Genomic DNA, 19,797 nt, shown 5'->3' with positions numbered 1-19,797 from the left:
CGACCGTGCGGGTCTCGGGGGGCCCGGCGGTCGCTGCTGCCGACCGGGGTCAACCACGGTCGGGAGCTCGCTGTTCCCGCTCCCGGGGTGCCGTTCGGCCCTGCTCCGGCTCCGTTCTCGGCCGTTCTGCACGGTGCCGCCGAGCCGGCCCCGGGCTGACGGAGAGCCAGCGGGCGTACACGGTTGGCGACTTCACGCCAGCGCCGGAAGTCGCCAGCGCCAGGGCTCGCGGCGGGGGCCCGGCGTCCGGCAGTCTGGTGATCAGGAGCGGGTCGCCGGATGGGCCCCCGCACTCCACCTGCAAGATCGTCGGGCTGGACCAGCCTCGGACGATCACTGCGAGCCCTCGGTGCGGCACCCCGCCCCGGGGGCTCGTTCGGTTTCCGGCGCCCCTGCGCCGCCGCCGGCGAGTCCGTCCCCGCCGGTCCGGGCGGGCGGCCCCGCCGCCCGGTGGGCGGCCGGAACCGCTGGCCGTGATCTACGGCATACCGGGGTGCTTCATGGCATGAAAAGTCGAGGCGCTAGCGTTGAGGCCTACAGCCACCTGCTCGCTCGGGCGGCGTGGAGGGAGTAAGGGCCTTGAACTTCATGGCGGCGATCGGATCCTCGTGGATCTGCGCCCTGGCTCTGTTCGCCGTACTCGGAGACGCCCTCCTCCCCTTCATCCCCAGCGGAACGCTGGTCATCCTGGCCGTGCTCAAGACGGCACAGGTCAACGGTGCCCCGCTGCTACTGGGCCTCGGTGTGGCGGTGGCCTCCTTCCTGGGCGATCTCCTCCTTCTCCACCTGGCCCGGCGCGGCGCCCCGCTGCTGAACCGCCGGCTCGCCCGGCGCCCCAAACTGGCGGCCAGCGTGACCCGGGTCCAACAGGCCCTGGTCGAACGGCCGCACGGCGCGGCCGCGGCGATGGTGGTGATCGCGAGGTTCGTCCCGGCCGGGCGGACCGTCCTGGACCTGGCCATCGGCCACTCCCCCGCCCATCCGCACCGCTTCCTGCACTGGTCGGCGCTGGCGGCGCTGGTCTGGGCCGCCTACATCGTGACGCTGGGCTGGCTGAACAGCCACTGGTTCAACACCGCCTGGCTGAGCCTCGCGGTCTCCTGCGCAGCGGCCACCGCCATCAGTACGGCGATCGCGCGCATGGTGCGGCGGCACCGTCGGCTCGCCGCGCTCTGACCGGACCTTCCCGGCCGTCCTCCCCTACCGGCGTCCTCCGACCGCTCCGCGCTGCCGCTGCCCCTGACCCCTGTTCGTACGGCCGGGCCCAGTAAGGGGCAAAAGTTTTCCCAAGAGGGCGATCAACCGGGCCGAACCCTGACGAACTGCGGCTGGGGCCGGACCGACCGGCGGTACCGTACAGCGCGGGCCGCGAGGGATCCGAAGCGTCACAGCACGGCAACAGACGAGGGATACCTGCAGCCCAGCCGGGGGTGCCTGGCGTGTTGAGAGTCGTCGGAGCTCGGCGGCCTTGGTGGCCGCCATGGCGACATGACATGCTAACGGCGGAATAATCATCAATTGCCCGATTTGACCGGTGCGGCCGCGGGCCGTCCTCACCACCGGCATCGGCACCCAGGGGAGACCATGACCAGCATCTCGCGCAGGACTGTGCTCAGTGCGACCGCTGCGACCGCGGCCCTCGGCGCGGTCGCAGCCTGCTCCAGCGGCGGTTCCGGTTCGAGCCAGGACTCCACCCCTGCGGGTTCCGGCGGCGGCAGCAGCGCCCCCCAGACCGGCACCGGCGACCCGACCCAGGCGGTGGTGCCCAAGGGCACCCCGATCGGCGACGGCTCCAACGCGGACACCGGGCCGCAGCCGAACCAGCCCAAGCCCGAGAAGCTCAAGCCGGGCGAGCGGCCGCCGCAGTTCGTGGTGTTCTCCTGGGACGGGGCCGGCGGCACCGAGGACGGCCAGTTCCCCCGCTTCCTGAAGCTGGCGGAGCAGTACAAGGCCACGATGACCTTCTTCCTCTCCGGCATATACGCCCTTCCCAAGGGCAAGGCCGACCTGTACCACCCGCCGAAGCACTCGGTCGGCGCCTCCGACATCCCGTACCTGTCGGACGGTGCGGTCAAGAGCACGCTCAAGCTCATCAGCCAGGCCTGGCTCGCCGGTCACGAGATCGGCACCCACTTCAACGGGCACTTCTGCTCCAGCCGACCGGACAAGAACGGGGTCAACATGTGGACCCCGGAGGACTGGCAGAGCGAGATCGACCAGGCGATCGGCTTCGTCACCCAGTGGCGGACCAACACCGGCTTCACCGACGTCGACCCGCTCCCCTTCGACTACAAGAAGGAGCTCATCGGCGGCCGCACCCCCTGCCTGGAGGGACAGAAGGCGCTGCTGCCGACCATCGCCAAGCTCGGCTGGAAGTACGACGCCAGCTCCTCGGGCGGGCTCCAGATATGGCCGCAGAAGGTGCAGGACGGCAAGGTCTGGGACTTCCCGCTGCAGTCCATACCGTTCCCCGGGCACACCTTCCAGGTCCTGTCGATGGACTACAACATCCTGGCCAACCAGTCCAACGGCAGCACCAAGGGCGACCCGGCCAAGTACAACGACTGGCGCACCCAGGCCACCGACTCCTACCTGGCGGGCTTCGACCGCGCGTACAACAGCAACCGCGCACCGTTCTTCATCGGCAACCACTTCGAGCAGTGGAACGGCGGCATATACATGGACGCCGTCGAGCAGACGCTCAAGACCATCACCGGCAAGCCCGAGGTGCGGCTGGTCTCCTTCCGGCAGCTGGTCGAGTGGCTGGAGGTGCAGGACCAGTCCACCCTGCGCAAGCTGCGCTCGCTCAACGTCGGCCAGGCGCCGACGGGCGGCTGGGAGAGCTTCCTCGGCACCGCGGGCTGACCCGCCGGCCGCTGCCGGCCCGGGCCGCCCCGCCCCCGCGGGCAGGGGTGGCTACCCCGCGGCGGGGGTGTCCGCGAGCAGGCTGCGGACGATGCGGTCGGCCCCCGCCTCGTTCCAGAGGATCGAGTAGTGGTTGGTGCCCGGCACCGGCGAGGCCGGGACCCGTTCCGGGTCCAGCCCGGCCAGGCCGATCCGCTGGTGGTCGTAGAGGCCCTGCGGTTCGTCGAACAGGCCGCGCTCGGCCCACAACAGCTCGGCGGGGCAGGTCAGCCGGTGCACGGCGGCCGCCGCCTCCCGGTCCAGGAGGACCTGGGCACCGTCGATCCGGACGGCCTCCGGCACGCAGGAGGAGCGCAGTTCGGGTGCCTCGCCGACGAGGTCGCGCTGGGTGTGGGCGTCGATCCCGTCGGTCCACGCGGCTCCGACGGCCGGGTGTCGCTGCCAGAACGCCCGGTAGGCCTCGCGGTCCGGGAAGGTCATGGACAGCCGGGCCACCGCGGGCCCCAGCACCGCGGCCAGGGCGTCCTCCTCGGGGACGCCCGCCGGCAGCGGGAAGGTCAGCGCACCGTCCACCAGCAGGACTCGGCGGACGAGTCCGGGGTGCCGGAGGGCGGCCAGGGCGGCGATCCAGGCCCCCATCGAGTGGCCGGCGACCACCGCGGGCCCCGAACCGAGGGCGGCGATCAGCGCAGCCACGTCATCGGCGTGCCGGACCAGCCCGTACGGCCCGGCGACCGAGCGGCTGGCACCGCGGCCACGCAGGTCGGGCGCGAGCAGGGTGACCCGTCCGGCGAGCCGGTGGGCGACCTCGTACCAGGCGAGGCTGTTGGCGGTGATGCCGTGCACCGCCACGACCGTCGGCGCCCCGGGCTCCTCGGCGGGCCAGCGCAGGACGGCCAGGTCCCCGCCGGGCACGGGGACGGTCAACTCCTCGGGGTTCAGGGGGGACTGGCTCACGCGGGGGTACCTCCGGTGGGGCGGGCGGTGCGGACGGCGGTGGTGCGGGCCGAGCGGGCGGATCGGGCGGCGCGGATGCGGGCGGGCAGACCGGCCAGGCCGCCGGGCAGCAGGTAGACCACGGCGACGAACAAGGTGCCCAGCAGGAAGAGGGGTTGGGAGAGCGGCACGCGCAGCGCCGCGGGCAGGTCGGCGACGGCCGTCGAGTTGGCGAGGTCGCCGAGCCGGTGGCTCGCCCACGTGTACAGGACGCCGCCGAGCAACGGCCCCCAGCGGGTGCCGGATCCGCCGAGGACGACCATCACCAGGAGGGCGAGCGTGGCGTCCGAGGTGGCGGCCTGCGGGGTGGCACCACCGGTCAGCAGCAGGTAGACCACCCCGCCCAGGCCGGCGAGGGTGCCGGCCAGCACGAAGACGACCAACTTGTAGCCGTAGGGCCGCAGTCCGAGCACCTCGACCCGGCGCTCGTTCTCCCTGATGCCCTCCCAGACGCGGCCGATCGGCGAGTTGACGGCCCAGTGGACCGCGGCGAGCGTCAGCACCAGGTAGCCGACGGCGATCCAGTAGAGGTTGGCGGTGTTCTCGATCCCGAGCAGGCCGGAGGGCAGCAGGTCGGCCGGGGCCGAGCGGCCCTCCTCGCCGCCGGTGGCGCCACCGGGGTTGCGCTGGACGAGGATCGAGCCGGCCTGGGCGAAGGCGAGGGTGACCATGGAGAAGCCGATGCCGGTGACGCGCAGGCTGACCGAGCCGAGCAGGAGGGCCAGCAGCACGGTGCAGGCGACGCCGAACACCGCGGCGGCGGCGAAGGGCAGTTGCAGCTCCAGCATGCCGAGGTCGGTGGCGTAGAGGCCGGTCGCGAAGTAGAGCGCGTGGCCGAAGGAGAGCAGTCCGGTACGGCCGAGCAGGAGGTCGTAGCCGGTGGCGAGGGCCCCGTAGAGCAGGCACAGGGCGAGGAGTTGGAGGCTTCCGGGGCTGCCGAGCGGGCCGTCGAGCAGTCCCGGGAGGGGAAGCGCACTGTATGGGGCGACAAGGAGCGTGATCAGCAGAGCGATCGGCCACCAGCGTAGCGCTCCGTGCAGCACTGTCCAGCGATTAGTGACTGAATCACCTGTTCGAGGGATGGCGCCGGACTCGCGAGTGTGTTCACATGGGGTCTCGGCAAGGCTGGTGTCAGTCCCCCTTGCCACAGTGACGGTGTCGGCGGAGCTGGTGTCAGTCCCCTCTGCTGATATGGCGGTCACGGCAGGGCTGGTGTCAGTCCCCCCTGCCGAGGTGGCGGCGCTGCGGCGGACCGCGGGGCCACCGGTGCTCGTGATCGGACGTTCGGCGTTCACGCGAGCCTCCCGGTGAGTCCACGGGGTCGGACCAGAAGCAGCACGGCGAGCAGGACGACGACCGAGAGGTCGCCGAGCCCGGCGCCGGTGTAGTAGTTGGCGAACTGCTGGACGAGGCCGACGCCCACCGAGGCGGCGGCGGCCCCGGTCACGGACCCCATGCCGCCCATCACCACGACGACGAAGGCGAAGATGAGCAGGCCGGTCCCCTGGCCGGGATTGACCGAACTGAAGTAGAGGCCGCCGAGGGCACCGCCGAGCGCGGCGGCCGCCCCGCCGATGGCGAAGACGAGGGTGAACGCCTTCCGGACGTCGATGCCGAGCGCGGTGACCATCGCCCGGTCCTCGACGCCGGCCCGGACGATCAGCCCGTAGCGGGTACGGGCGAGGAACAACCGAAGAGTGAGCAGCAACAGCGCAGCGGCGGCCACCAGGACGAAGCGGTTGACCGGGACGGTCGCACCGAGCACGTGCCAGGTGCCGGACAGCAGGGCCGGCTGGGGGAAGGGGCGGGCGTCCGCGCCCCAGATCCCCATGAGCAGGGCGGGCACGGCCAGTCCGACCCCGACGGTGGCGAGGATCTGGTCGCGCGGGCGGCTGTAGAGCGGCCGGATCACGAAGAGCTCCAGCAGGACGGCGGCGGCCGTCCCGACCAGGGTGCCGAAGGGCACCGCGAGCCAGAAGGAGAGGCCGGCCTCGGCGCCGGCCCACCAGGTGGCGTACGCGCCGATGGAGAGCAGGGCGCCGTGCGCGAAGTTGAGCACGTCCATCAGACCGAAGATCAACGACAGACCGGAGGCGACCAGGAAGTACAGCGCACCGAGACCGAGTCCGGTACAGGAAAGGAGAACGAGGGTGTCCATCAGGGCTTCACCTCCGCGGTGATGACAGGGGCGGCCGGGGAGGCTGCGGGCCGGGACTCGCCGGCGAGCGGGCGACGGGAGCCGACGCCGAGCAGGCGGCGGGCGGCCTCCTCGTCGGCCAACAGCTCGGCGGTGTCGCCGCGGTGGGCGGTGCGGCCGTCGGCCAGGACGGCGCAGGTGCCGGCCAGTCGGCGGACCAGGGCGAGGTTCTGCTCGACCAGGAGGACGGGCACGGCCGCCGCGGCGCGGGCCAGCACCTCGGCCACCTCGGCCACGATCCTCGGGGCCAGGCCCTTGGTGGGCTCGTCGGCGATGATCAACCGGTTGCGGTTGAGCAGCGTCCGGCCGATCGCCACCATCTGCTGCTGGCCACCGGAGAGTGTCCCGGCCAACTGCCCGGCCCGTTGCTCCAGTTCGGGGAAGAGCTCGTGCACGAGCGGATAGTCCGGCTCGACGGCTCCGGCCCCGCCCTGGGTGCCGCGCTCGGCGAGGCGGAGGTTCTCGGCGACCGTCAGGCCCGCGAAGATCCCCCGGTCCTCGGGCGCGTACCCGATGCCATGACGAACGACCAGATACGTGGGAAGGGAGGAGAGTTCGGCGCCGGCGAAGCGGATCCTGCCGGTGCGCGGAACCAGGCCCATCAGGGCCTTGACGGTGGTGGTCTTGCCCGCACCGTTGCGGCCGAGGAGCGCGGTGACCCCGACGGGGGCCACGTCGAGGTCGACGCCGTGCAGGATGTGCAGCCCGTCGATGACGACCCGCAGATCGCGGACGGAGAGGAGGGGTTCGGTAGCGGAGGAGGGCACGGAGAACGGTACGGAGGATGAGTCGGAGGACGACGAGGAGAGCGGAGAGGAGGTCACAGCGCCTCACCCAGGTAGGCCTGTTGCACGGTCGGGTCGGCCATCACGGCCTCGGGGGTGTCCAGGGCGAGCAGGGTGCCGTGGTGCATCACCGCGAGTCGGTCGGCCAGACCGAGCAGGACGTCCATGTGGTGCTCGACCATCAGGACGGTCCGGCCCAGGTCGCGGTGCACGGAGCGGATCAGCTCGGTGAGGGCGGGCACCTCCTCCGCGCTGACGCCCGCCATCGGCTCGTCCAGCAGGATCAGCCGCGGATCGGAGACCAGCAGGACGGCCAGCTCCAGCTTGCGCTTCTCTCCGTGCGAGAGAGTGCCGGCCAAGGTGTCGGCGCGGTGGGTGAGTTCGGTGCGGTGCAGGGTGTCGGCCAGCTGGTCCTCGTAGTGGTCGGCGCGACGCCAGAGCCGGTACGAGGCGCGGGGCCCGGCCGCCGCCTGGGCGGCCAGGCGGACATGGTCGGCGACCGTCATCCCCGGCCAGAGTGAGGAGGTCTGAAAGGTGCGGCCGAGGCCCCGGCGGGCCCGGGCGTGCACGGTCTCGGCGGTGATGTCCGCACCATCGAGGTGGAGGCTGCCGTGCGTCGCCGGGTGGATGCCGGAGACCAGGTTGAAGAGGGAGGTCTTGCCGGCGCCGTTGGGCCCGATGAAGGCGATGAACTCGCCTTCGCCGACGGAGAAGGAGACGTCCTCGACGATCGGCACACCGCGGACGGACCAGCCGAGCCCGTCCAGGCGCAGCACCGGGGAGGAGGAACGCACCGACGACGCCGAGGGTGTGGAGGCAGTACCGGCGGAGGGCGTACGGGCGGAGGCAGAACGAGAGGAGGACGTACGGGCGGGCACCGGGATCAGCCCGCCATCGGGGCGACCGGAGGGGCCACCTCGTCCGCGGTCAGGGTCTTCTCCACCTTGGGCTTGGCGGCGGCTCCAGTGCCGGTCAGCCGGACCTGGAACATCGGCTGGAGGAGGGCGTGGTCCTCGGCTCGTACCGTGGTCTTCCCCTTCACCCCGTCGAAGCTCCAGCCCTCCAGCGCCTTGACCAGCGCCGAAGTGTCGTCGGCAGAACCGTGGTTGGCCTCGACGGCGTGCACGATCAGCTGCGCGGCGGTGAAGCCGTCGGGCGTGAAGATGTCGCTCTTCCCGCCGGCGGCGGTGACGGCCTCGTCCATGGCCTTCTCCACCGGGGTGCCGGCGGCGCCGCCGAAGTAGTGGTTCAGGAAGGAGATCTTCTCGCCGGCCGGGCCGAACAGCGGGTAGGAGGCGGCCAGGTCGAGACCGGTGACGACCTTGGTGTCGGTGAACACGTCCTGCTGGTTGAGCGCCGTCCACAGGGCCGAGGCGGTGTCGCCGGCCCAGGCGACGAACAGCAGGTCGGGTCTGGCGGTCTTGGCCTGGGTGGCGAAGGGGGTGAGGTCGGTGGCGCTCGGCGGGGCGAGCACCTGCTCGACGGTCGCCCCCTCGGCGCCGAGCACGGCCTTCACGGCGGCCACGTTGGCCTGCCCGAAGGCGTTGTCCTGCGCGAGCACGGTGACCTTCTTGCCCTTGGCGTCACCGACGAACGAGGCCGCGGTCCTGATGTCCTGGTAGGACTGGCGGCCGGAACGGAAGGTGTACGTGTTCAGACCGGTGACCTTGTCGGCGGCGGCCGGGCCGCTGATGAAGAGCACCTTGTTCTGGGCCGCGATCGGGCCGACCTGGAGGGCGACGCCGGAGGCGGTGGAGCCGGCCAGCACCTTGTAGCCCTTGCCGATCAGGTCCTTGGCGGCGGACACCGCCTTGGCCGGGTCGCCCGCGTCGTCCTGCTCCTCGAACTCGATCCTGTGCCCGTCCACCGCGCCGGTGCCCTTGGTCGCGTAGCCCAGGCCGGCCTTGAAACCGTCCAGGTACTGCTTGCCGTAGGCGGCCAACGGTCCGGTCTTGGAGTAGACCAGGCCGACCTTGATCGGGCCCTTGGCTCCGCCGTCCGCAGCGCTCGTCCCGGCGGTGCCGGCCTTGGCGCAGCCTGCGGCGAGCAGGACGCACGCCGCGAGGGCGGCGAGCCTCCGGGCCGGGCCGCCGCCGGCCTGGGGCCCGCCCGGGCGGTCGCCGGAGGCGGTCCTGGTGGGGACTGTCGAGCTGCGCATGGTGACCGACTCCTGAGGTCCGGCGGGGTGGATGCCGGAACCGTAGGTGTGCGGTGGGAAGGGCGACATGTGCCCGGGCGACGTATCAGCCCGGCGGGATGTGGCTGCGGTCGACATACCGCCGACCCGGAGCCGTCCTCCGGGTGCCCGGGTGTGGTGCACCGACACGGGTCATCGCGCACCCATGGAGCCGGCCGCCATGGCTGCGAGGGCCCGCGCCCGGTGACGGTTGGGGGACACCCCTCCCCTCTGCCCCTCCCTCCCACTCCTCATGAGGTGATCCCTTGGACAAGGTCCTGAACTCCCCCGCCGACGCCGTCGGGGACATCCCCGACGGTGCGGTGCTGGCCGTCGGCGGCTTCGGGCTCTGCGGCATCCCGAGCACACTGATCGGTGCGCTGGTGGACGCCGGCGTCACCGGGCTGCGCGTGGTCTCGAACAACTGCGGGGTGGACGACTGGGGGCTGGGCCTGCTGCTGCGGGCGGGCCGGATCGCCCGGATGACCTCCTCCTACGTCGGGGAGAACAAGGAGTTCGCCCGGCAGTACCTCTCCGGCGAGCTGGAGGTGGAGCTGACCCCGCAGGGCACGCTGGCCGAGCGGCTGCGGGCGGGCGGCGCCGGCATCCCGGCGTTCTTCACCCCGGCCGGGGTCGGCACCCAGGTCGAGGAGGGCGGGCTGCCCTGGCGCCACGCGGCGGACGGCTCGGTGGCCCTGGCCTCGCCGCCCAAGGAGGTGCGGGAGTTCGGCGGTCGGCGGTACCTCATGGAGGAGGCGATCACGGCCGACTTCGCGCTGGTCCGGGCCGAGGTGGCGGACCGGCACGGCAACTGCGTGTTCCACGCGGCCGCCCGCAACTTCAACCCGCTCTGCGCGGCGGCGGGCCGGGTCACCCTGGTCGAGGCGGACCGGATCGTCGAACCGGGTGGGATCGCCCCGGACGCCGTGCACCTGCCCGGGGTGTACGTCGACCGGGTGGTGGCCGCCGACCCCGGAGACCGCCGCATCGAGCGCCGGACCGTCCGACCCGCACGCCAGGAGGCCTGAGCCGATGTCCACTCCGAGCAGCGCCCGTACCCTGCACGACACCAGCACCGCACCCGGCGCCACCGCCGTCCCTGCCCTCGCTCCCGCCCGCGCCTCCGCCTCCGCCTCCGCCTCCGCCTCCGCCGCCCCTTCCCCCAGCCCAGGTCTCGACCCGCGCAACTTCCTGGCCGCCCGCGCCGCACGGGAGTTGCTCGACGGGCAGTACGTGAACCTGGGGATCGGCCTGCCCACCCTGATCCCCGACCACCTCCCGCCGGGTGTCGAGGTGGTGCTGCACTCGGAGAACGGCGTCCTCGGTGTCGGCCCGTACCCGGAAGAGGGCGCCGAGCACGCCGACCTGATCAACGCCGGGAAGGAGACGGTGACGGTCGCCCCCGGTGCCTCCTACTTCGACTCGGCCTTCTCCTTCGGCATGGTCCGGTCCGGTCGGATCGACGTCTCCGTGCTCGGCGCGATGCAGGTGTCGGCCGAGGGGGACCTCGCGAACTGGATGATCCCCGGCAAGATGGTCAAGGGCATGGGCGGCGCGATGGACCTGGTGCACGGGGCCCGTCGGCTGATCGTCGTGATGGAGCACACCGCCCGGGACGGCTCACCGAAGATCGTCGAGCAGCTGTCCCTTCCCGCGACGGGACGCGGAGTTGTGGACCGGATCGTCACCGAGTTGGCGGTGATCGACGTGACACCGGAAGGACTGCGCCTGGTGGAGACGGCGCCGGGTGTGGGGTTCGCCGAGGTCCGGGCGGCGACCGGCGCCACCCTCCTCCCTCCGGTGTGACCACTTCGGCGACGGAAGACGTGGACGGAAAGCGTGGACGGCACGCGTGGACGGAAAGCGTGGACCGTACGCGTGGACAGAACTCGTGAAGGGAACTCGCGGACAGCGCGGACAGAACTCGTGAAGGGACTTCGCTCCGCTATCACCTCCGGGCGACAGAATGGCCTGGAACGGCAGGAACTTCATGCCTGAGTGGTGATCATTTCTCGGAACGGTTGCGATCACCGTGACGCTCCGGGAGAGTTGAACACGTCGAGGATCCGAGCGCTCGGAGGGGAAGCCGGGACATCCGCCGGGATCCCGCATTCGAAGTCACCGTGCAGGCGCATAACTGAACCAGTCGCACACGTCATGTGCCGAATAGTCACAGCCCGGTGAACTGCCCGAATGGCCGCAGTTCACCGGGCTGTGTTTCTGCGTGGACGGTGGCTCCGCGACGAGGCCGAGCAGCGAAGCAAGGCGCGAAGACTCCGGGGGGAGCAATCAATGACCACGCCGTTCTCGCGACGGAAGGACGTCGGGACGGCCCGCAGGCGAGGGGCCGGGCACCTGGACGAGGGCGCCCTGGGTTCCTTATCCGTGCCCGAAGCCCCGTACGACTACGGCCACTTCAGCCGTCTCGCCGGGCCGGCCCACGATCCGGACGAGGACGACGACCTCGGCGGCGGCGTCTACCGGCCGGAACCGGCGGCCCACGCGATACCCGCGTCACCGCCCACACCCGCGTCACCGCCCACACCCGCGTCACCGCCCGTACCCCCGACGGCCCCCTACCGCGTCCGGTACCGCAGTCTGCTGCGCCGCGAGCCGCACCGGATCCGCGCCGCCCTGCTGCTGACGGCGGCGCCCGTGGTGGAGGCCGTGCTGCTGGTCTGGCTGCTGCTGCCGGAGCACTGGCCGGAGCGGCTGGACGAGACGAACCCCCTGGTACTGCTGGGCGACAAGGTGATGATCGGGATCATCGCCGTGGTCGAGCTGTTCCGGCTGGTCAATGTGGTCTCCAACACCCACGCCACGCTGGTCGCCCGCGATCCGGTACCGGTGACGCCGGAGCCGGGCACCCGGGTCGCGTTCCTCACCACCTGCGTGCCGGGCAAGGAGCCGCCGGAGATGGTCCGGGCCACGCTGGTCGCGGCCCGTGCGGTGCGGCACGAAGGGCCGTACGAGGTCTGGCTGCTGGACGAGGGAAACGATCCTGCAATGCAGGAGCTCTGCGCCGAGCTGGGCGTCCGCCACTTCAGCCGCGCCGGCCGCCCGCACTGGAACCGCCCGAAGGGCAGGTTCCGCGCCAGGAGCAAGCACGGCAACTACAACGCCTGGCTCCAGGCGCACGGCGACGACTACGACTTCTGGGTGTCCGTCGACACCGACCACGTCCCGCTGCCCGACTTCTGCGAGCGGATGCTCGGCTACTTCCGCGATCCCGACGTGGCATTCGTGGTCGGCCCCCAGGTGTACGGGAACTACCGCAGCTCGGGTTCGGCCGTCACCAAATTCTCCGAGAGCCAGCAGTACCTCTTCCACGCCCTCATCCAACGCGCCGGAAACCGTTACGGCGCGCCCATGTTCGTCGGCACCAACAACGCGGTCAGAATCCGCGCGCTCCAGTCGATCGGCGGGTTGTACGACTCCATCACGGAGGATATGGCGACCGGCCTGGAGTTCCACCGGAGCCGAAACCCGGAGACCGGAGAGCGCTGGAAGTCCGTGTACACCCCGGACGTGCTGGCGGTCGGCGAAGGACCCTCCTCCTGGACCGACTTCTTCTCCCAGCAACTGCGCTGGAGCCGGGGTACCTACGAGACCCTGCTGACCCAGTACTGGCGGGTGCTCTGGCAGCTCTCGCCGGGCCGGCTGCTCAACTACTCCCTGATGGTGGGCTTCTACCCGATGGCCGCGCTGACCTGGCTGCTCGGCGGCCTGTCCAGCGTGCTCTACCTGGGCTTCGGAGCCTCCGGCGTGCACGTCTCCTCCGAGCTCTGGATGATGCTCTACAGCGACGCCGCCGCGCTCCAACTGCTGCTCTACACCTGGAACCGCAAACACAACGTGAGCCCGCACGAGCCGGCCGGCTCCTCCGGGGTGGCCGGCATGATGATGTCGGCGCTGTGCGGCCCGATCTACGCGGCCTCGCTGCTGCAGGCGCTGGTCCGCCGCCGCAGCCGCTTCGAGGTGACGCCCAAGGGGCGCTCGGCCAGCACCGACCGCCTCGGCACCTTCCGCTACCACCTCTTCTGGACGCTGGTGTTCGGCGGCGCGATCGCCGCGTCCTTCGTCACCGGCTACGACCACGTCGCGATGCGCACCTGGGCCTGGATCGCCCTGGCGCTGACCCTCCTGCCGGTGCTGATCCTGGCCGGCGACGCCGTCCGCCGCCTCCGCACCCGCCCCACCGCGACCCTCACCGTCACCGGCGGCCCGGCTGCGACCCCGAAGGTCGTCCTGGAGAAGCGCCGCCCCCGCCACGCCCGCGACCCACGCGCAGCCCAGCACGACCATCCGACGCAGCACGGCCAGCCCGCGCACCCCGCCCATCCGACGCAGCACACCCGGGCCGAGAGCGGCACCCCCATCCACTGAGACTGAGGGAGCAACCACCGTGAGGATCCGCAAGACCGGCCGCACCAAGCGCTTCGCCCTCGGCAGCACCGTCGCGCTGACGGTGGCCGGGATGAACGCACCGGCCGTCCTCGGCTTCGCGTCCCAGCAGTACCACCACTACGTGATCAACCGTCCCGAGTACAAGGCGCAGTACGGCCACTGGCAGACCCTGACGCTGCCCGCCGAGTTCCGGGTCAACGCCGTGCACGCCACCCTGCTGCGCACCGGCAAGGTCCTGATCGTGGCCGGCTCCGGCAACGACGAGAAGCAGTTCGGCGCGGGCACCTTCAAGAGCCTGCTCTGGGACCCGGCGAGGAACGGCTACAAGCTGATACCGACCCCGGCCGACATGTTCTGCGGCGGCCACGCCTCGCTGCCGGACGGCCGGGTGCTGGTGGCCGGCGGCACCCAGCGGTACGAGAAGCTGGCCGGCGCGGTGAAGAAGGCGGCCGGCGTCATGCGGGTCCGCAACGAGAGCCCGGAGCGCGACCGGACCTTCCCCAAGGGCACCGTCTTCGTCGCCCCGAACGGCCGCGAGTACGCCACCACCGGCCCGGTGACCGTCCCGGCCGCGACCAAGAGCGGCTCCGGCCGGCAGACCGTCGTCACCGCCGGCGAGCAGCACGTGTTCGTGGAGGCGGTCGGCACCGGCCCCGACTACGTGGCGGGATCCCCGGCCCAGTACCGGATCAAGGGCCTGACCGGCACCGACGCCCACAACCTCTACGGGCAGAGCGACAAGCTGACCCTGGACAAGCAGGAGTACCAGGGCATCCGCTCCGCCTTCGAGTTCAACCCGGACACCGAACTGTACGAGCCGGTCACCGACATGGCCCACGCCCGCTGGTACCCGACGCTGACCGGGCTGGGCGACGGCCGGGTAGTCACCGTCTCCGGGCTGGACGACACCGGGGAGATCCTCAACGGCAACGACAACGAGATCTACGACCCGAAGAGCAGGACGTGGTCCAGGGCGCCGGAGCGCTACTTCCCGACCTACCCGTCGATCTTCCTGACCGCCTCCGGCAAGCTCTTCTACTCCGCGTCCAACGCCGGTTACGGGCCCGCCGACAAGGGCCGCGAGGCCGGCGTCTGGGACCTGTCGACCAACGCCTTCCAGGCCGTCCCCGGCCTGCGCGACCCGGGCCTGACCGAGACCTCCTCCTCGGTACTGCTCCCGCCCGCGCAGGCGCAGAAGGTGATGGTGCTGGGCGGCGGCGGGGTCGGCGAGTCACCGCTGTCCACGGCCCGCACCGACATCGTCGACCTCTCCGCCGTCAAGCCCGCCTTCACCCCGGGCCCGGACCTGCCGGCCGGCGGCACCCGCTACCTCAACAGCGTGATCCTCCCGGACGACACCGTCCTCACCACCGGCGGCTCCAGCGGCTACCGCGGCCGCGGCGACAGCGACCTGCTCAAGGCGCAGGTGTACCACCCGGATTCCAACAGCTTCAGCACCGCCGCCGAGCCGACCGTCGGCCGCAACTACCACTCGGAGGCCCTGCTGCTGCCGGACGGCAGGGTCGCCGTGCTCGGCTCCAACCCGCTCTTCGCGGACAAGGCCGAGACCCAGCCGGGCGGCTTCGAGCAGCGCATCGAGATCTACAGCCCGCCGTACCTGTACCACGGCGACCGCCCGCAGGTGGGCTCCGCACCGTCGACGGCGAAGCTCGGCGGCACCCTCGCCGTCGGCACCTCCCGAGCGGACGCGGTGGCCACCGCCAAGCTGATCCGGCCGAGTTCGGTCACCCACGTGACGGACGTCGAGCAGCGCTCGGTGGCCCTGGACATCACCGCGCGGACGGCGGACGGCGTCTCGCTCACCCTCCCGAGCAACCCCAACCTGCTGCCGCCGGGCTGGTACATGCTGTTCCTGACGGACGCCGCCGGCACCCCGTCGGTCGCCCGCTGGGTCCAGGTCACGGGGTAGCGCGCCCGCGTCCGACGCCGTCAGCGCGCCGCCTGCGCCAGCCCGAGCGCGTACGGCAGCCAGAACTCGCCCGCCCGGGGCTCGCCGCGGCCGCACTCGCCGTCCGACTCCCCCGGGTTCTTGATCCACAGGTAGGCGTCCACCCCGGGTCGGCCGGTGTCGGCGGTCGGCCGCTCGCCGAGCGCCCGCCCGGGCGGGTTGCACCAGGAGTCGCCGCCCAGCGCGCCGTTGCCGCTGCGGCTGGTGTCGATGACGAAGTTCTTCCCGCCCAGCACCGCCGAGAGCCGGGCGCCGTACGCCGCGTTGCGCTCGGTGTCGTAGAAGTTGGCGACGTTCACCGCGAAGCCGTCCGCCGCGGCGATGCCCGACTTGCGCAGGGCGGCGGCCAGCTCCTGCGGGTCCTGCGCCCAGCCGGGGTTGCCCGCGTCCAGGTAGACCCGGACGTTCGGGCGCTTCTTCAACTCCTGGACGGCGAAGGCCAACAGGCCGTACCGCTCGGCGGCCAGGTCGCCCTTGACCCCGCAGGCGTCCAGGGTGTGCGCGACGGCGTCCGGCTCCAGCACGACCCAGGCCCGGCGGTCGCCGAGGGCCTGCGCGACACCGGTGATCCAGGCCCGGTAGGCGGTCGCGTCGGGGGCACCGCCGGCCGAGTACTGGCCGCAGTCCCGGTGCGGGATGTCGTACGCGACGAACACCGCCGTGCGGCCCGTCTCGGCGGCCCGGCGGCTCACCTGCTCGGCGATCTCCCTGGCGCCGTGCTCGCCGAGCCACTGCGAGGAGGGCTGCGAGGCTATCCGCGCCAGCGTGTCGGCCTCGGCCGTCCGGCCCTGGCCGCGCAGTGCGGCCAGCTGGCGGGCGGCGTTGGTCTGGTCGGAGACGTAGAAGGTCTGCCCGGGGAGCTGGGCGAGGGCGCCGGGAGCGGTGGCACCGGCGGTGGTCGTCGGACCGGCGGAGCCGGTCCTGCCCGGTGCGCCACCGTCCGCGCCACCGTCCGCGGCGCCGGTCGTACCACCGTCCGTACCACCGTCTGCGCCACCGTCCGTGCCGCTGCAGCCGGACCCGGCGAGCAGCACCCCGGCCAGCGCCACCCCCACGGCCCACCGGGACACCCCCGACCCCCGCAACGTCCTCGACCGCCGCAGCCCGTGCACGTACCGCCCCTCCCACGACCGGTCCGGCGACCGGTCGGCACCAGCTAAGCACACCCGGCCCAGGCCGACGGCCGACCGCAGTGAACGCCAAGTGGCCGTGGGCGCACGGGAGATCGAACCCGCCCGGCCCACGGCCACCCGACGATCGGGGCCCCGCCCCGGTGCTCAGGCCTGCTTCAGGTTCGGCACCCGCCAGTCGATCGGCTCGCCGCCGAAGCCGTCCAGCGCCTCGTTGATCTGCGAGAACGGGCGGCTCCCGAAGAACAGCTTCGCGGACAGCGGGGACGGGTGCGCACCCTGCACCACCACGTGCCGGGAGACGTCGATCAGCGGCAGCTTCTTCTTCGCGTAGTTGCCCCACAGCACGAAGACGACCGGCTCCTCGCGGTCGCTCACCGCCTTGATCACCGCGTCGGTGAACTTCTCCCAGCCCTTCGCCTTGTGCGAGTTGGCCTCGTGCGCACGGACCGTGAGCACTGCGTTGAGCAGCAGCACGCCCTGCTCGGCCCAGTGCATCAGGTAGCCGTTGTCCGGAGCCGGGATGCCCAGGTCGGCGTCCAGCTCCTTGAAGATGTTGCGCAGCGAGGGCGGCGTCTTGGTGCCGGGCAGCACCGAGAAGCTCATGCCGTGGGCCTGACCGTTGTCGTGGTACGGGTCCTGGCCGAGCACGAGCACCCGGACCTTCTCGTACGGAGTGGCCTCCAGAGCGGCGAACTCCTGACCGCTCGGCGGGAACACCTCGTGCTCCGCACGCTGGGCCGCCACGAAGGCCTCCAGCTCGGCGAAGTACGGCTTGTCCGTCTCGGCGCTCAGCACCTCGCGCCAGGACCCGGGCAGCTCCAGCCCGCCGCCCGCGCCGGCCCCGACCACGCCCGCCCCGACCGTGTCCGCCTCGACCGTGTCCGTCACGACATCTACCTCCCACACCGCGGCTGCTGTGCCGCACGCCCTCTTTCACCCAGAACGCTACACAGGCCCACCGACAACTCACGTCCCAGGAGCGGTCGGGGGAACACTGGCAGGAACGGGAGCGGCGGCGGCCCGGGAGGTGCGTTCCACCCGGAGGTGCTCCAGCACGTTCAGTGCCACCAGCAGCACCGCCAGTGCCACCAGCACCACCAGCGCCGGAAGCCGCACCACGGCCGGCAGCAGCACCAGCGTCACGGCCGCCGCGCCGATCCGGGTCGTCGCGACCTGGCGGAACATCATCCAGCGCGTGTACCCGAAGGTCAGCAGGTACAGCGCGCACCCGCCGTACAGCAGCGCCACCGCGCCCGGGCCGAGCGCCCGCCACGGGTCGGCGACGGTCTCCCCGAAGCCGACCGCCACCCCGATCACGCCGGCGACCAGCGCCAGGTGCCCGTACTGGAAGATCCGCCGGACCACGTCCCGGCGCGAGTCGGCGGTCACCACGGCGTGCCGCATCGCGTCCGCCGCGTACACGAAGTACTGCCACCACAGGCTTGCCGAGATGGTGAACGCAGCTGCCACGGCGGCTAGTTCGGCCGCGTCCAGCCGGGCCGAGGCGGCCGTGCCGCCGATCCCGACGATCGACTCGCCGAGCGCCACCAGCAGGAACAGCGCGAACCGCTCCGGCATGTGCGCCGGGTGGTAGGCGACCTTGGCCAGCCGCCGCCGGAACACCGTCGGCGCGGCCAGGTCGCCGAGGGCGGCCGCCGCCCACAGTGCGAGCCGCGGCCCGTCCGGCAGCAGTCCGCCCGCCACCAGCAGCGGTCCGCTGACCAGCACGCCCACCCCGTACGGGCCGCGCCAGACGCCCGGGATGCGGACCAGCAGGAGCAGCAGTACCACCCGGGCCAGCCAGTACGCGGCGCCGAGCAGCACGCCCCGCCCGCCGTACGCGCCCGGGATCGCCAGGGCCATGAACAGGCCGGCCAGCCCGACCAGCAGGATGCCCAGGCGGTCCCGCGGGTTGTCCACGTCCCGGATGTTGGCCTGCACGGTGGTGCCGACCCAGCACCAGTACACCGGGACGAACACCACCAGCGCCCGGACCAGGCCGGTCGCGTCGTGGTGGTGGTGCAGCAGCCCGGAGACCTGGGTGATGGCGAGGACGAAGACCAGGTCGAAGTACAGCTCCGCCCAGGTGACCCGCTTCTCCCCGACGTCTTCCGCTTCCGCCGGCGTACTCATCCGCCCACGCCTCCCCCGCACCTACGAACCACGAGCACGAACCACGAGCAGGAACCACACGTACGAACCCACACGTACGAAGCGGGCCCCGCCCCGGCGACCGGCCGGAACGGGGCCCACGACAACACCGCAGAGGCTAGACCAGCTCGATCAGGTCCGCGATCGACTTGACCACGCGGGTCGGCCGGTACGGGAAGCGCTCCACGTCGCCGGCCGAGGTCAGGCCGGTGAGCACCAGGATGGTCTCCATGCCGGCCTCCATGCCCGCGACGATGTCGGTGTCCATCCGGTCGCCGATCATCACGGCGGTCTCGGAGTGGGCGCCGGCGGTGTTCAGTGCCTCGCGCATCATCAGCGGATTGGGCTTGCCGACGAAGTACGGGTCGACGCCGGTCGCCTTGGTGATCAGGGCCGCGACCGAGCCGGTGGCCGGCAGCACGCCCTCGGTGGAGGGGCCGGTCTCGTCCGGGTTGGTGCAGATGAACCGGGCGCCCTGGTTGATCAGGCGGATCGCCTTGGTCAGCGCCTCGAAGGAGTAGGTGCGGGTCTCGCCGAGGACCACGTAGTCGGGGTTGTTGTCGGTCAGCACGTAGCCGGCCTGGTAGAGCGCGGTGGTGAGGCCCGCCTCGCCGATCACGTACGCGGTGCCGTTGGGGCGCTGGCTCTTGAGGAACTTGGCGGTGGCCAGGGCGGAGGTCCAGATGCACTCCTCGGGCACCTCCAGGCCCATGCCGGCCAGGCGGGCGCTGAGGTCGCGCGGGGTGTAGATGGAGTTGTTGGTGAGGACGAGGAAGGGCTTGCCGGACTCCCGCAGCCTGCGCAGGAACTCCTCCGCCCCGGGGATCGGCGTGCCCTCGTGGATGAGGACGCCGTCCATGTCGGTCAGCCAGGACTCGATGGGCTTGCGGTCTGCCACGTGCGTGTCTCCCGGAGTGTTGCAACGTCTTGCGTGATGCGAGGGCCCTGACGCGGCACAGCCTAATCCGCACACATGGCCGACGGCAGTGCGTTCCGCCCACCGGTACGGCGCCGGCCACCGACCGGCCACCGACCGGCCGCCCTGGCGCCACCGGTCGGCTGCCCCGGGCGGCCCGGGCGAAACCGGGAGCAACAGGAGCAACGGGAGCAACCGGTCG

At 71.9% G+C, this 19,797-nt stretch carries 16 protein-coding genes; 6 read left to right on the top strand and 10 right to left on the bottom strand.

Annotation, left to right across the window (positions count from 1 at the left end):
• Nucleotides 1-588 precede the first annotated feature (588 nt).
• Entirely contained in the window at nucleotides 589-1,176 is a 588-nt protein-coding gene (locus tag CRP52_RS20885; RefSeq protein ID WP_257033103.1) for a DedA family protein, read from the top strand.
• Nucleotides 1,177-1,584: 408 nt separating this feature from the next.
• On the top strand, nucleotides 1,585-2,865 hold the full coding sequence (locus CRP52_RS20880; protein ID WP_097237789.1) for a hypothetical protein: 1,281 nt from the start codon (nucleotides 1,585-1,587) through the stop codon (nucleotides 2,863-2,865).
• 51 nt (nucleotides 2,866-2,916) lie between these two features.
• Here CRP52_RS20880 and CRP52_RS20875 read toward each other — a convergent pair whose 3' ends face one another.
• From CRP52_RS20875 to CRP52_RS20850, 6 genes are all read right to left on the bottom strand, one after another.
• A complete protein-coding gene (locus CRP52_RS20875) occupies nucleotides 2,917-3,822 on the bottom strand; it encodes an alpha/beta hydrolase (RefSeq protein WP_097237788.1) in 906 nt (301 codons plus the stop codon).
• Nucleotides 3,819-4,904 (bottom strand): branched-chain amino acid ABC transporter permease, encoded by a 1,086-nt coding sequence (locus tag CRP52_RS20870; RefSeq protein WP_257032744.1) that lies wholly within the window; start codon nucleotides 4,902-4,904, stop codon nucleotides 3,819-3,821. The genes CRP52_RS20875 and CRP52_RS20870 overlap by 4 nt, the downstream gene beginning before the upstream one ends.
• Nucleotides 4,905-5,152: 248 nt before the next feature.
• Entirely contained in the window at nucleotides 5,153-6,019 is an 867-nt protein-coding gene (locus CRP52_RS20865; protein WP_097237787.1) for a branched-chain amino acid ABC transporter permease, read from the bottom strand.
• Complete coding sequence (locus CRP52_RS20860; RefSeq protein WP_097240234.1) at nucleotides 6,019-6,825, bottom strand: ABC transporter ATP-binding protein; 807 nt, start codon at nucleotides 6,823-6,825, stop codon at nucleotides 6,019-6,021. Before CRP52_RS20860 ends, CRP52_RS20865 begins: the two co-directional genes overlap by 1 nt.
• 53 nt (nucleotides 6,826-6,878) lie before the next feature.
• Complete coding sequence (locus CRP52_RS20855; protein WP_097237786.1) at nucleotides 6,879-7,637, bottom strand: ABC transporter ATP-binding protein; 759 nt, start codon at nucleotides 7,635-7,637, stop codon at nucleotides 6,879-6,881.
• Between the two features lie 89 nt (nucleotides 7,638-7,726).
• A complete protein-coding gene (locus CRP52_RS20850) occupies nucleotides 7,727-9,001 on the bottom strand; it encodes a substrate-binding domain-containing protein (protein ID WP_097237785.1) in 1,275 nt (424 codons plus the stop codon).
• 284 nt (nucleotides 9,002-9,285) lie between these two features.
• Between CRP52_RS20850 and CRP52_RS20845 the strand changes: the two genes are divergently transcribed.
• The 4 genes from CRP52_RS20845 (at nucleotide 9,286) to CRP52_RS20830 (ending at nucleotide 15,356) form a co-directional block, all read left to right on the top strand.
• Nucleotides 9,286-10,047 carry a CoA transferase subunit A gene (locus CRP52_RS20845; RefSeq protein WP_097237784.1) on the top strand — a complete coding sequence of 254 codons (762 nt, stop codon included), beginning with the start codon at nucleotides 9,286-9,288 and terminating at the stop codon, nucleotides 10,045-10,047.
• A 4-nt stretch (nucleotides 10,048-10,051) separates the two neighbouring features.
• Nucleotides 10,052-10,825: a 3-oxoacid CoA-transferase subunit B gene (locus CRP52_RS20840; protein ID WP_097237783.1), complete on the top strand. Its 774-nt coding sequence runs from the start codon at nucleotides 10,052-10,054 to the stop codon at nucleotides 10,823-10,825.
• 486 nt (nucleotides 10,826-11,311) lie between these two features.
• On the top strand, nucleotides 11,312-13,405 hold the full coding sequence (locus CRP52_RS20835) for a glycosyltransferase family 2 protein (RefSeq protein ID WP_097237782.1): 2,094 nt from the start codon (nucleotides 11,312-11,314) through the stop codon (nucleotides 13,403-13,405).
• 19 nt (nucleotides 13,406-13,424) lie between these two features.
• Nucleotides 13,425-15,356: a kelch motif-containing protein gene (locus CRP52_RS20830; protein WP_097237781.1), complete on the top strand. Its 1,932-nt coding sequence runs from the start codon at nucleotides 13,425-13,427 to the stop codon at nucleotides 15,354-15,356.
• Between the two features lie 20 nt (nucleotides 15,357-15,376).
• On the opposite strand, the gene CRP52_RS20825 is transcribed toward CRP52_RS20830, so the two are convergent.
• The 4 genes from CRP52_RS20825 to CRP52_RS20810 form a co-directional block, all read right to left on the bottom strand.
• Nucleotides 15,377-16,465 (bottom strand): glycoside hydrolase family 6 protein, encoded by a 1,089-nt coding sequence (locus tag CRP52_RS20825; protein ID WP_179852866.1) that lies wholly within the window; start codon nucleotides 16,463-16,465, stop codon nucleotides 15,377-15,379.
• 207 nt (nucleotides 16,466-16,672) lie between these two features.
• Entirely contained in the window at nucleotides 16,673-17,350 is a 678-nt protein-coding gene (locus CRP52_RS20820) for a uracil-DNA glycosylase (protein WP_097240233.1), read from the bottom strand.
• A gap of 144 nt (nucleotides 17,351-17,494) precedes the next feature.
• Nucleotides 17,495-18,661 (bottom strand): low temperature requirement protein A, encoded by a 1,167-nt coding sequence (locus CRP52_RS20815; RefSeq protein WP_097237779.1) that lies wholly within the window; start codon nucleotides 18,659-18,661, stop codon nucleotides 17,495-17,497.
• A 136-nt stretch (nucleotides 18,662-18,797) separates the two neighbouring features.
• Entirely contained in the window at nucleotides 18,798-19,577 is a 780-nt protein-coding gene (locus CRP52_RS20810; RefSeq protein WP_097237778.1) for an HAD-IIA family hydrolase, read from the bottom strand.
• Nucleotides 19,578-19,797: the final 220 nt, after the last annotated feature.

The organism is Streptomyces sp. 1331.2 (genome assembly GCF_900199205.1).
Lineage (GTDB): Bacteria > Actinomycetota > Actinomycetes > Streptomycetales > Streptomycetaceae > Kitasatospora.
The sequence above is the reverse complement of the archived record's forward strand: the minus strand, read 5'-3'. Positions and strand labels throughout refer to the sequence as shown.